The organism is Microcoleus sp. B4-D4 (assembly GCF_036705185.1).
Classification (GTDB): Bacteria; Cyanobacteriota; Cyanobacteriia; order Cyanobacteriales; family Microcoleaceae; genus Microcoleus.
The window spans coordinates 21,210-34,074 of record NZ_JAUBTX010000063.1 but is presented as its reverse complement, the minus strand read 5'-3'; the positions used below and the strand labels follow the sequence as shown (position 1 = coordinate 34,074).

Sequence of the window (12,865 nt, the reverse complement as noted above, 5' to 3'; positions counted from 1 at the left end):
GTAAGGTGGCTGTCATGTATTTATGATTGCGTTATTTGGTTTTCAATGTTCGTGACGGCTTTTTGTTCCGCCATGTAAATAAATATAAAGCATATTCTCAGCTTTGTAAAGGTCTGTAACGACAGTTAAACTTATGAAATTTATAATTTTAACTTATTAATTTGAAGAAAATGGGGTAAATGGGCAAGAATCCACAAAAAAACAGGAAAAGCCTGGAAGCTTGTCGCCTTCAGGCATGGAAATATTAAGATACAGACTTTTGTTGGCTGGGTATCATCACCAGCGCCCAGTAGGGAACCTCAGCCGGATCGACATCGGCGATCGCCTTAATTCGCTGATTTGGCATAGTTGCGCGTTCTATATATAGTGCGCGATCGAACTGTCCCAACTCAATCAGCACCTCCCGGACTTTCGCAAAGTGCCTCCCCAGCTTAATAATCACAGCAGCATCAACCAGCGCCAGCCGATCGCGCAAAATCTCCGCATCCAGCGTCGCAGGCATAATACTTAACACATCGTTACGATAAGTTAACGGTACTCCCAGCGCACTCGCACTCGCCATAGTCGAAGAAATTCCCGGCACAACTTCGGTAGTAAACTTTCCCGACAAACGGTTGAACAAATACATAAACGAGCCGTAGAGAAAAGGCTCACCCTCGCACAAAACCGCCACATCCCGGCCCTCAGTGAGGTGGGTGGCAATTTTCTCGGCAGCAACATCATAATAAGGTTGCGACGATCGCGTCGGACTAAAAGGCAACGGCATCGGAATCTCAATTTGTTCTGGACGCAAATAATCTGCGACGATCGCCCGCGCCAGCACCTTACCATTTTCCATCGCCGGATATGCAATGACCGGCACCGATTGCAAAATCCGATAAGCTTTCAAAGTAATCAATTCAGGATCGCCAGGGCCGATGCCCAATCCGTACAATTTACCAGCAGTCTCAGTCATAATTCGTCCTCTTTAGCTAAAGCATTCACGGCCGCCGTTGCCATTGCACTGCCACCGCGCCGCCCCTGCAGCGCGATAAATGGCACTCCCCGACTGTTGGCTGCGAGTTCGGCTTTAGATTCGACCGCCCCCACAAATCCTACCGGAAAACCGAGAATCAAGGCAGGTTTGGGGGCTCCAGCATCCAGCATTTCCAGCAGTCGGAACAAAGCAGTCGGGGCATTGCCAATTGCCACCACCGCACCACCTAAGTTATCTAGCCACAAATCCAGTGCCGCAGCCGATCGAGTATTTTCGATTTGGCGCGCCAACTCCGGGACATCGGGATGCCAGAGGGTGCAAATCACCTGATTGTTAGCGGGAAGCCGCTTGCGGGTGATGCCTTCGGCTACCATCCGCGCATCGCACAAAATCGGCGCGCCTGCTGCGAGGGCTTGACGTCCGTGGGTGGCGGCACTGGGGGAAGCTGCTAAGTCTGTAACAATATCTGTCATGCCGCAACTGTGAATTAGTCGCACGGCGACGGATTCTAAGTCTGGCGGCAATTTTGACAAGTCTGCTTCGGCGCGGATTGTGGCGAAGGATTTTGTGTAGATTTCTGTTCCGTCTCGGATGTAGTCAATCATTTAAATAATTGGGAATTGGGAATTGGGCATTGGCCAAACAGGGCATTGGCCAAACAGGGCATTGGGCATTAAAAGACTGTACTTAACTTTATTTGAAATTGTTATTATGGGTAGTTTGTTTGATTGGTGAAATAGGTTTTTTAAATGAACCGCGAAGGCGCAAAGGGCGCGAAGTAAGAAAGAGAAGGGGAAAGGATTACAATTTTTCGGTTTTAATGGATATTTTGTGTTTTAATTCTAATTTTTGGGGATAAGAAACTCCTGCAATTTGTCGATCGCCCATCGATCGCAAAATTCGCCAAATGACTCGCCCGGTTCTCGAAATTGCTGGTAGGCGCGCAGCATTTGCTCGATCGCGCGGGGCATTTCGGCTACAGTCACGGCGGGGAAGATTTGCCGTCCAAAGGGCTGGTCTTTTTTACCTACATAAATGTTGTAACCTGCGATTGTCTGGTTTTCCTGCTGTATCTGAATTCCTATTAGGGTGATGTCCATTGGCTGGTGTTGGGCGCAGGATTTTTCGCAGCCGCTGAAATGGATATTGATCGATCGGTCGATCGTCAGTTTTTGCGCTAAATCCTTGGCCATTGTTAGGGCGTGACTTTGAGTATCTGTCGCCGCCGACGCGCAGCCGCTGCTACCGGCGCAAGCAACTAAGCAGGAATCTAGATTAGTTGCGGATGAGTGCAATCCTAAATCGGCGATTTGCTGTTTGACCTCAAAAACTTGGGAATTGGGGATGTCGGAAATCAGCAGATTTTGCCACGGTGTAAGCCTCAGAGTGCCGTTGGCGAGATTTTGGGCTAAGTTTGCCAAATTCCGCAGTTGCTTTGATTCTAGCTTGCCTAGAGGCAGGGCAATGCCGATGTAGGAGAAATCTGACTGTTGCTGACGGTGGATGCCGAGATTGGCGTTGGGTTCGATCGCCTTTTCTGAAAGTTCGATCGCGCTTCGCCCCAAGGGAAACGGCAATTTTGTCTCTACTTTTTCGAGATAATTTTCAACGCCCCAATCGGCTAGCAAGTGCCGCAAGCGCGGTTTTTTGCCATCAATTCGCGGTCGATTTTTGGTGTATTCCAGATAGATATTAGCGAGGGCTGCTAATACTAAAATAGTTTGCGATTGTTCGATAATAATTTCTGTATGGCTGTTCAAATACAGGCGAAAAACTATTTCAAAATTGGTCGAACTTTTTTCTGCTACTAATAAAATATCGTTCCGTAAATTGCGGATTGAAACTAATTCTCCGCCATCAAAACCAATGCTAAATTTAGCCGAAAGTTCTGCTAATTCGGGATGTGTTTGCAGGTAATCGTCCCAAGCTTTCACTAAAGGGCGAGTATCGAGTAACTGCTGTCGGTCGATTCCTGCTGTCGGGCTTGCCATCATATTGCGAATCGGGTCAACTTCAACGCGGCGAGACGCTAATCCCAATTCCTGCAAATCTTGCCAAACTTCTGGGGGAATTTCTGAGTGCAATTCTCGGATTTGCAAATTTGCCCGATTTGTGATTTGCAAACAGCCGGTACTGTAGCGATCGACTAAATTGGCGATCGACCTACATTGCTGTACGCTTAAAATTCCCCCCGGAATTCGCATCCTCGATAAAACTCCGTCGCGGGCGCGGGAACCGTAAAATAGGCCGGGACAAGTTGGTAAATCAGTCAAAACTAACAAATAATCTCCTCCCCGTGCGACGCAGGGAATGTAAGGTAAATTTCCTGAAATCGGCATTCTGACTTTCACAGTTGCGGCACAGCGCCGGAATTGCACCGGACTTTCCCGCTTTCAGGTTTAAGAAATGTATCACAAGTCGATCGCCCGCCGCTTAAATTCTCAATTTTCTTAACAAATGCCCGCTAATTTTGTATAGTTTTCAGAGGAATAGCGAGAAACCGGCTTTTTTACCAAAAATATAAAGGTTGCAGACGGTAGATTCGCTAAAGAAACAAATTTATCTGGTTAAAATGCACCCAAGAGTGAGTTAAAATAATGACTCGCCGGCCCAGATTTATCAATCCTAAAAACAGTGCAAGTGCAGTTCTCTAGCACAGCCACAATAGATTTTTTTAAATTTTTCATCTGCGTGCATCCCTGTTGATCGGCTTGACATCTGCGGTTGACCTTTTTATCAAAAAATTATCCAATAAATACTGTAAATTTAATCTCATATTATTGTTGAAAATTGATAAATCGTAATTACCTTGGCGCAATGCACAAATGGCTTTCGGTGGTGGGAATTGGCGAAGATGGACTTTCGGGATTGAGCTCGATCGCCCGATCGTTATTCGATCGATCTAAAATCGTTGTCGGGGGCGCGCGCCACCTCGCAATGCTACCAACCGACGACACCCGCGAAAAATTAGTTTGGGCTTCACCCCTACAAACAACCATTGACGATATTATCCGCAGGCGCGGAGAATCTGTCTGCGTGTTAGCAAGCGGCGATCCGATGTGTCACGGGATTGGTGTCACGCTGTCGCGCCAAATTCCGATTTCGGAAATGATTGTGATTCCCGCAGCATCGGCTTTCAGCTTGATTTGCGCGCGTTTGGGTTGGGCTCTGGCAGATGTTGAGACTTTTAGTTTAACAAATCGCCCGATCGCCTCGATCGCCCTTGCTTTGTCCCCCGGCGCGCGCTTGCTGGTGTTGAGTGCCGATCGACACACGCCGGGAAAGGTCGCCGATTTGTTGACTGAGCGGGGGTTTGGCAGCAGTTTGATGACTGTGTTCGAGCGGATGGGGTCGGAGGCGGAACGGCGGATCGAGGGGGTTGCAGCGGCTTGGAATGTGGCGGATTTGGCGGATTTGAATGCGATCGCCATTGCAGTTGCAGCCGATCGACAAACTCTTATCCTTCCCCGCACTTCGGGTTTACCGGATGCTGCGTATCGCCACGACGGACAGTTGACTAAACGGGAGGTTCGAGCGGTTACTCTGTCTGCGTTAGCGCCGATTCCGGGGGAGTTGCTTTGGGATGTGGGGGCGGGCTGCGGCTCGATCGCGATTGAGTGGATGCGGAGTCATCGGGGCTGTCGGGCGATCGCGATCGAACGTCATCCAACTAGACTAGAATACATTGCTGAAAATGCCTCTAATTTGGGTGTTCCCGAACTCAAAATCGTGGCGGGAGACGCACCGGCAGCTTTGGCAAATTTGCCGAAACCAAGTGCTATTTTCATCGGCGGCGGTGTCACTGTTGAGGCTTTGCTGGAAACTTGTTGGAATGCTTTAAATGAAGGCGGCCGTTTGGTGGTAAATGCGGTGACAATTGAGAGTGAACTTACGGTGCTGCAATGGCATTCTTTGCACGGCGGCGAACTAATTAGGATTGGAATTCAGCGTGTTGGGGCGATCGGTTCTTTTCAGGGTTGGAAACCGCTTGCACCGGTGACTCAGTGGGCGGTAGTTAAGGGTTGAAAAAAGTGATCAAAGTAGTATAATATCAAACATAAAGATATTATCCACTAATTGCCAAGTAATCGTGACAGAAGAGAACCTATACCTCAAAAGATTCCTAGACCCCGTAAAACTTTGCAGACGGTACAAGCCCAAATTCGGGTTAGGCAATAGAGAGGAAGGATTGGATCTGGCGCGGTTCTTATTAATCTACGGAGCCGATCCTTTTTACTCATGGATTGGTCTTGATTCAGATTTGATGTACGCTGCTCACAAAGCCGCTGGTGGCATGACCTCGGTTTATCGACAAATTGGGAAAGGTTGTGAAAATTTATTCAGACAGATAATAATTGATCGAGCAGGATACGAAGATCCCAAATATGCCATGTGGTCTTACGTTACGAAGACCAAAAACGACAAGGACAAAACTTTGTCGTTGGATGCGAGGCTAGAACTGAGCGAAATTAAAAATCTTGAGGTTAGAGGAAGAGTTATTCAGTGGATAGCGGACTACAGCAGTTTTCTTAATGTTCCTGCCCCAGCAAATGGAGCCGTATTTGAAGTTCGGCAGGGATACAAAAGTAAAGACAGCAAGAGACAAAATGGTGACATAGATAATATTGCTGTTGCTTGGGCAAACGGCTACCTGCCAGTCTTTGCAATTTTTTCTTCTCAGATTGATGTCGATTTACTACTACGCTATCGAAACAGCCGTGGAGGAATGCTGATTGGCACAACATCAGGTAGCAATCAAAGTTCGCTGTTTGTTTTTTGCCAGGAAATTTTAGGCTATGATTTAGCAGCTTTTTTTCGCCGAAACTCTGAGGAAATCAAAAGCGAGATTTACACAACATTGGCAGTTTTACTAAGTGCAGACTGATGTCATATACTATTCAACAAAGATCTGACTATACTTTCAAAGCTAATCGCAATCTTGGGCGGCATGGGTGGCTTCGACTTACTCCGGCCTATGGTGTGAAACTTGTGGAAAAGCTTTTGGCTTTTGTTGAGAGAGAGTCGATTATTCTTGACCCTTTCTCTGGTACAGCTACAACAGGACTTGTTGCTGCTCAACAAGGAAACCAAGCATTCGCGTTTGATATCAACCCGTTTCTTATTTGGTTTGGGAACGCTAAATACAGAAACTATGATGAAGACTGCTTAATAGATATTTTGAACAAGGTACAACTAGCTTTAGAGGAATATAGAAGTTTAATATCTCAAGACAATTGGACGCCACCAATATTTAACATTGAACGTTGGTGGTCTAGTTACACGCTAAAACTTCTTGCATCATTGCGAATCGCTTTAGTAAACCAATTCGGAGAACCTGAAGAGAACGAGGGTTATGATATCGTTTGGATTGCGTTCTGTCGTTTAATAATTGAAACTTCATCAGCAGCTTTTAATCATATTTCTATGTCATTTAATGACACAGTTATTTCTCATGCAATTGAAGGCATAGAAGAGATTTTTTTTGAAATTATAAAATTTATATCGAACTCTGCTGAGAATACTATTATTGGTACTGCTAAGGTATTGAAAGTAGATGCTCGTAACATAGCTGGTTTAGGTAATCTCAAAGTTGATAAAGTGATAACTTCCCCACCTTACCCAAATCGGATCAGCTATATTCGTGAACTTCGTCCATATATGTACTGGACAAAATTTTTAAACGAAGCAAAAGAAGCCGGTGAGATGGATTGGTTAGCCATTGGTGGAACATGGGGCATTGCAACTAGCCGTCTCAACTCCTGGCAAATACAGGAAAAAAGCCTACCGAAGCAAATATTCTCAACTGTCGAAAATATAAGAATGTCTGGTGGGAAAAATGCACATCTTTTGGCAACTTACGTCCTAAAATACTTTCATGATATGCACTTACATTTGAGTTCTCTTAGATCTATTTTGGCAGACGATGCGGAACTACACTACATTGTTGGCAATTCAACCTTTTTTGGCAATATGGTTGCTACAGAAGCGTTACTTTCTGAATCTATGCGCCTTCTTGGATACTCAAATATTCACTCTGAAATTATTAGGAAACGGAACTCTAACAAAGCATTGTATGAATATTGTATTTCCGCAACTTGGTCAGTAAGTTGATGTAAGTTAATAAATTTGTCTATCGTTTGTTCAATGCAAAAAAAATCATAAAAAATAGTATGAACTGCAAAAAATAGATTGGGTTTAACTTGTAAACCCAATCTATTAATGAAATGAGACTTAAGACTTTAGCCTTGATTCACAACGGTTGGTTTTAAACTATTCTGCGATTCAGAAATGCGATCGACCATAGCAGCATTTACCGCCAATTCCTGAATCGGTTTCCGGGCTTCAATTAAACCCAAAGCTTTCGTGACACCTTCCGGTAAAATCACCACCAAACTGCCAGCGGGCGCTTCGTCTAGGGCTTTGTTAACAGCGGTTGTTTCGTCGAGAATCAACTCGTATTGAACTTTAGACCGATCGCCCGTGCGGGCAGAAATCCCGTCTGCAATCCCTTGGCAAATTAACTTGGCCACCACACCCGGTTCTCGCCCGCGTCTGTCAATATCTTCTTTGACAATAATGCGATCGAACATTTCGGCCGAAAGTTTGCCCAAGGTGACAAAATCTTCATCTCGCCTGTCCCCCGGCGCACCAACTACCCCGATCCGCATTCCCGGCCAATTCTGCACGAAACTGCCCAAAGCTTGGTAGCTGTGGGGGTTGTGGGCGTAGTCCAGCAAAGCGTGATAGCTGCCCAAATTAAACAAGTTCATCCGTCCGGGAGTTTGACCTACCGATGCCTGAAAGCTTGACAAAGCTGCCCGAATATCTTCTATTTTCAAGCCTTGGGCAAAAGCCGCCAAACAAGCTGCTAAAGCATTAGCAATCATAAACGGCGCGCGCCCGCCCATCGTCAGCGGCACGTTCACAGCCTGCTCGATTCTCAGCGTCCAATCGCCTTTTAAAATCGACAAGTAGCCATTTTCGTAAATCGCCGCCAGCCCGCCCGCAGCGGTATGTTTGGCAACCAGTTCGTTTTCCGGGTTCATCGAAAAATATGCAATTTGAGCCTTGACACGCGGTGCCATTTGTGCTACTAGCGGATCGTCTGCATTTAAAACTGCATAGCCTTTGGGCATTACCGACTCGACGAGGACACCCTTGAGTTTGGCTAGTTGTTCCACGGTGTCGATGTCGCCGATTCCCAAATGATCGGCTGCGACGTTCAAAACTACGCCGACATCGCACTGATTGAAGCCCAAGCCCGATCGCAAAATTCCACCTCTAGCCGTTTCCAGCACCGCCACTTCCACCGTCGGATCGGACAAAATCAAGTGAGCGCTTTGCGGCCCGGTATTATCTCCGCTTTCAACCAAATAATCGCCGATGTAAGTGCCGTCGGTAGTCGTGTAGCCGGTAATTTGACCAGTCTGCTTGAGAATGTGGGCCAGCAGGCGAGTTGTTGTAGTTTTGCCGTTGGTTCCAGTCACGGCTAAAATCGGCACCCGGCTGTGTTGAGGCGAGGGGAAAAGCATATCGAAGACTGCGCCGGCAACGTTGCGGGGCAAACCCTGACTCGGGGCGACGTGCATTCTGAAACCCGGTGCTGCGTTGACTTCGACGATCACGCCGTTCGTATCGCGCAGGGGCACAGAAATATCGTCTGTTACTACGTCAATGCCGGCGATGTCCAAACCGATGATTTTGGCCACTCTGGAAAACAGCCAGACGTTTTCCGGGTGAATTTCGTCGGTGCGATCGACTGCAATGCCACCGGTACTCAAATTTGCTGTGGCGCGCAAAAATACTCTTTCGCCCGCCGGCACTACCGAGTCCATCGCGTAGCCTTGTTTTTGCAGCAAATCGAGAGTCAATTTGTCGATCGTGATCCGGGTGAGTACGTTGTCGTGTCCGTCTCCCCGCTGCGGATCGCGGTTTACTTCTGCAACGAGCTGTTCTACTGTATCCCTGCCGTTACCCACAACGTTAGCGGGGACTCGTTCTGCGACTGCTACGACTTGTCCGTTGACTACTAACACTCTGTGGTCGCGGCCGGTGTAGTAGCGCTCGACAATGATGCTTTTTGTTTTTGAGGCGGCGCTGGCTAAGTCGTAGGCTTCTTCTGCTACTTCCCAGGAGTTGATGTCGATTGTGATCCCGCGGCCGTGGTTGCCGTCTAGAGGTTTGAGGACGATCGGAAAACCGCCCACATCTTCGATCGCCCCCTGCAGTTCGTCCAAATAATGAATCACTGTCCCTCTCGGCACCGGCACGCCGGCAGCGCCCAGAATATTTTTGGTACCTTCCTTGTCGCAGGCTAGTTCTACCCCCAAAACTCCCGTGCGGTTGGTCAGAGTTGCCTGAATCCGCTTTTGATGAACTCCGTAGCCTAGTTGAATCATAAACCGGGCGCCCAAGGGCAGCCAGGGAATCCCGCGCGCTTCTGCTTCCTTGATCAGGGTTTCGGTACTCGGCCCGAGGGCTGCAGACAAAGCAAACTCTCTGAGGTCTTTCAAATCTTGCGCTAATTCCGCCGCAGAATAAGAGCCTGTATCGGCAATGCTCTGGCACATCCGCACCCCCGCCCTGGCTGCATAGCGACCTGCTTGTTCGTTTTGATACTCGATTACTACTTGGTAAATCCCTGGTGTGGCAGTCTCGCGGGTGCGACCGAATCCGGCGGGCATTCCTGCCATTTCCTGAAGTTCTAGGGCTACGTGTTCGATTACGTGTCCCATCATTGTGCCTTCTCTGACCCGTTGCAGGAAGCCTCCCCGATGGCCGGGAGAACAGTGATGGTCGTCCAAACTCGGAAGTGCTGCGGTCAAGCCTTCGTAGAAGCCTGGAATTTCAGATGTGGTTTTATCTGCCAACTCCTCTAAATCCAGACGCATGAGTACGAGTTTGTGGCGTCGGATGCTCCAGTAGTTGGGGCCGCGTAAGGTCTGGATTTTAAGTATTTTCATCGCAGTTATAGGGGTATGGGGCGCGAAATCTTATAGGTAATTGGAGCATTTATTCAATTTGGAGCTTGATTGGACGATCGACTGTTCGCTGCGAACAGTTTGGCACTGAATTTCCAGTTATTAGCGGGAGTATCAATTGGAGATTTTAGATTTTAGATTTTAGATTTACTCCACAGATCGATCGTCTGGGAGTTCAAACAAAAGTCTAAAATCTGGGGTTCTCCACACTCATAGCGTCGCGGGCGCGATACCCGTTTTTGGGCCCGTCAGCTTTGAGAATTCATGCCCGAACGATCGGCTCAAAACAAGTAAAAGTCAAGGTTCGGCAGAAACTAGAACGCAGAAGGTAGAATTATTTTGTTGATTCTGCCTTCTGGGGTCAGTCCGTGGATGCACGGCTAATCTATTGTATTGTTGCATCCATTATTTGACCGGAATGCCACCTAATTTTTCCCGAATCAATGACTCTAATATTCTGCATTAGTTAGCTGTGCGACATTCCGAAGGCCAGCCAGACTCCGAACAAGCTGCCGATGCCATCGGTTTGCCTAGGGGCATATTGTAGCAATCTCCGTGGCACAGAACGTGCAAGCGCATATTGAACAGACTTAAGGGTTCTGTCGCTCCTACTTGAGACTCGTTGGTATAAAAGTTTTCCCGAGAATCAACAATAGTCACAGTGCCTTTACCGAGAACTTTCATAGTATCGTCTCCCTCAAACAAGGCGCAGGTATCTTCGTCAATACCAATAGCGAGGCGATCGGGATAGCAAGCCACAGCCGACAGCAAGCGAGCCATGCGGTTTCGGTTGTGAAAATGCTGATCGACGATAATCTCTGGAATAATGTTAAGTCCGTTTGCCATATCTACTAAGGAACGATTCGGCGACGCGCCGCTTCCCCCACCTGCAATCATGTGATATCCCATCACCGCAGCACCCGCGCTGGTGCCGGCGAGGGTAATCTTGCCTTCTTGAGCTTCTTTGCGAATTTTCTCCATCAGCGGGGTGTCCGCCAGTAGCCCGCAGAGCCGCAGTTGGTCGCCACCTGTGATGAATACGCCCGTACAGTCTTCTAAATAATCTTTCCAGACGGGATTTTCGGCTTGTTGGCGTTCGCGGATGTCCACTACTTTGACAGCACTAACGCCCATTTCGTCAAATATAGTGCGGTAGCGGTTGCTCGTTCCTTCGGGGTCTCGCGAAGCGCAAGGAACGATCGCCAGCCGAGCGTTTGTACCCCCAGCACGGCAAAAAAAGGTATTCAGAATCTCTCGCCCGTGAACTTTGTCTTCGGCTCCTCCGATGACCATAATCGAGGTTTTGATGCGCTGGGGAAGATTTTGTTCGAGGGCTGGAGATGTCAACTGCTGCATGGTGTGTCTTCCTCTGGTGGATGTGAAATTCAATTTTGCTGTGGTTGTGGGTAGAATTGGGCTTTTTAAGAGTAAATATTTTTTTGTAGCAGTGATGTGCGGGCGCCGTAACTATCCCGAGCCAGAATCGCCTCACGCGCGATCGGGCAGTTTGGGGGCGAGTTTACTCGATCCGCTGTCCTGAGAACTGATTATTTTTGTACAACAAAACCGGACACCAGACAAAGGAAGAGGATTTAACTTGCAAAAGTTCTCACAAATTATAAGAAATTATAAATAATAATGCAATTACTGAAAACGGATATCCCTCTAAGGGTCAAACTAGAGGAGATGTATCAATAAATTCCAATTATTTTGCGATTTGACGTTGTAACTCTATTTCCAGAATTTTTTCTCGCTCCCCTAGCATCGGGACTGATGGGCAAAGCCTTAGCTAAAAAGATTGCTGAGGTGAATTTTGTCAATCCCCGCGATTTTACCACAGACAAGCACCAGCGAGTGGATGATGAGCCTTACGGGGGCGGAGTGGGGATGCTGATGAAGCCGGAACCGATTTTTGCGGCGGTGGAGTCGCTACCTGTGTTACCGAGGCGGGAGGTGATTTTGCTGACTCCGCAGGGCGAACCGATGCAGCAGCCGATGTTTCGGGAGTTCGCCACCGGGCGCGATCAGTTAGTGTTGATTTGCGGGCACTATGAAGGTGTGGACGATCGAGTCCTGCATTTGGTAACTCGCGAAGTGTCTCTAGGCGATTTTGTGCTCACCGGGGGCGAAATTCCGGCTTTGGCTTTGATAAATGGGGTTTTGCGATTGCTGCGGGGAACTGTAGCAAAGGAAGATTCGCTGAAGTTTGAGAGTTTTGAAGACGGACTTTTGGATTATCCGCAGTACACTCGACCGGCCGATTTCCGGGGATTGAAGGTTCCCGATGTATTGCTGTCTGGCAATCACGCAGAAATTGCTCGCTGGCGCAGGGAACAGCAAATTGAAAGAACTCGCCAAAGGCGGCTGGATTTGTACGATCGGTGGTTGGAGGAAAGGGGAGAATAGGAGAAGGGAGAAAGAAGAAGTTATCTCATATGATTTATCGGGCCAACTCATAGCCCAATTCGATCGACAACGCCGATTGTTGTAACACTTCTGCCGATCTCAGCTTTCAAAGCTTCAGCAGCTAAAAGCTGTTTTAGTCGATCTGTCTCAGATTTAGTTCCGATAAAAACAGAACCAGGCATCTTCTTTTTTAGCTTCATAGCTTCAGCTAAGGACAACGACATAGCCTCACGCAGAATTTTTATTACAACTGTTGCACGTTGTTCTTTTTCCAATACAATCAAGTTCCAAGTCCCTTCTTTTGCTAAAATCTCTTTTCTCATTTCGTTAGGCATAGCATCAGTATTATCTAACTCGATTGCCTCAGAGCAATAAGGACAGCTATAAGATAGATGCCAGACAAGTTTTTTGTCGAACACAGACTGACCAACCGACATCTGTATGTCTTTGCTACAATTACCGCAAAGTCCGTAAATCAAGACCATTCTTTTTCAGCTATCTC

The 12,865-nt window shown here is 47.5% G+C and carries 11 protein-coding genes and 1 riboswitch; of the genes, 5 read left to right on the top strand and 6 right to left on the bottom strand.

The annotated features are described in order from the left end of the window. Positions 1-244 precede the first annotated feature (244 nt). The 3 genes from QUB13_RS27705 to cobG form a co-directional block, all read right to left on the bottom strand. Positions 245-955, bottom strand: coding sequence for a precorrin-2 C(20)-methyltransferase (locus tag QUB13_RS27705; RefSeq protein ID WP_333387602.1), 711 nt, complete (start codon positions 953-955; stop codon positions 245-247). Continuing rightward, complete coding sequence (locus QUB13_RS27700; RefSeq protein ID WP_333387600.1) at positions 952-1,581, bottom strand: precorrin-8X methylmutase; 630 nt, start codon at positions 1,579-1,581, stop codon at positions 952-954. Before QUB13_RS27700 ends, QUB13_RS27705 begins: the two co-directional genes overlap by 4 nt. A 237-nt stretch (positions 1,582-1,818) precedes the next feature. Next, positions 1,819-3,315 (bottom strand): precorrin-3B synthase, encoded by a 1,497-nt coding sequence (gene cobG, locus QUB13_RS27695; RefSeq protein ID WP_333387597.1) that lies wholly within the window; start codon positions 3,313-3,315, stop codon positions 1,819-1,821. Further along, a riboswitch (adenosylcobalamin-variant (AdoCbl-variant) riboswitch) is annotated at positions 3,302-3,381 on the bottom strand. (Overlaps the previous gene by 14 nt.) A gap of 412 nt (positions 3,382-3,793) precedes the next feature. On the opposite strand from cobG, the gene cbiE reads away from it, so the two are divergent. The 3 genes from cbiE (at position 3,794) to QUB13_RS27680 (ending at position 7,087) form a co-directional block, all read left to right on the top strand. Then, the gene (gene cbiE / locus QUB13_RS27690) at positions 3,794-5,002 is read left to right on the top strand and encodes a precorrin-6y C5,15-methyltransferase (decarboxylating) subunit CbiE (protein WP_333387594.1); all 1,209 of its coding nucleotides are present in this window, start codon (positions 3,794-3,796) and stop codon (positions 5,000-5,002) included. 64 nt (positions 5,003-5,066) lie between these two features. Continuing rightward, complete coding sequence (locus QUB13_RS27685) at positions 5,067-5,861, top strand: hypothetical protein (RefSeq protein ID WP_333387591.1); 795 nt, start codon at positions 5,067-5,069, stop codon at positions 5,859-5,861. Between the two features lie 104 nt (positions 5,862-5,965). Further along, entirely contained in the window at positions 5,966-7,087 is a 1,122-nt protein-coding gene (locus QUB13_RS27680; protein WP_333387588.1) for a DNA adenine methylase, read from the top strand. A 128-nt stretch (positions 7,088-7,215) separates the two neighbouring features. Here QUB13_RS27680 and cphA read toward each other — a convergent pair whose 3' ends face one another. Together cphA and QUB13_RS27670 are read right to left on the bottom strand one after the other, a co-directional pair. Then, the gene (cphA, locus tag QUB13_RS27675; RefSeq protein ID WP_333387585.1) at positions 7,216-9,939 is read right to left on the bottom strand and encodes a cyanophycin synthetase; all 2,724 of its coding nucleotides are present in this window, start codon (positions 9,937-9,939) and stop codon (positions 7,216-7,218) included. A 480-nt stretch (positions 9,940-10,419) separates the two neighbouring features. After that, entirely contained in the window at positions 10,420-11,313 is an 894-nt protein-coding gene (locus QUB13_RS27670; protein ID WP_333387583.1) for a cyanophycinase, read from the bottom strand. On the opposite strand from QUB13_RS27670, the gene QUB13_RS27665 reads away from it, so the two are divergent. Both QUB13_RS27665 and trmD read left to right on the top strand, forming a co-directional pair. Beyond that, positions 11,312-11,497, top strand: a complete 186-nt coding sequence (locus QUB13_RS27665) for a hypothetical protein (protein ID WP_194067580.1) — start codon at positions 11,312-11,314, stop codon at positions 11,495-11,497. The two genes, QUB13_RS27670 and QUB13_RS27665, sit on opposite strands and share 2 nt — an antisense overlap. A gap of 170 nt (positions 11,498-11,667) precedes the next feature. Then, a complete protein-coding gene (trmD, locus tag QUB13_RS27660; RefSeq protein ID WP_333387582.1) occupies positions 11,668-12,363 on the top strand; it encodes a tRNA (guanosine(37)-N1)-methyltransferase TrmD in 696 nt (231 codons plus the stop codon). A 47-nt stretch (positions 12,364-12,410) separates the two neighbouring features. On the opposite strand, the gene QUB13_RS27655 is transcribed toward trmD, so the two are convergent. After that, positions 12,411-12,848: a hypothetical protein gene (locus QUB13_RS27655; RefSeq protein ID WP_333387580.1), complete on the bottom strand. Its 438-nt coding sequence runs from the start codon at positions 12,846-12,848 to the stop codon at positions 12,411-12,413. Positions 12,849-12,865: the final 17 nt, after the last annotated feature.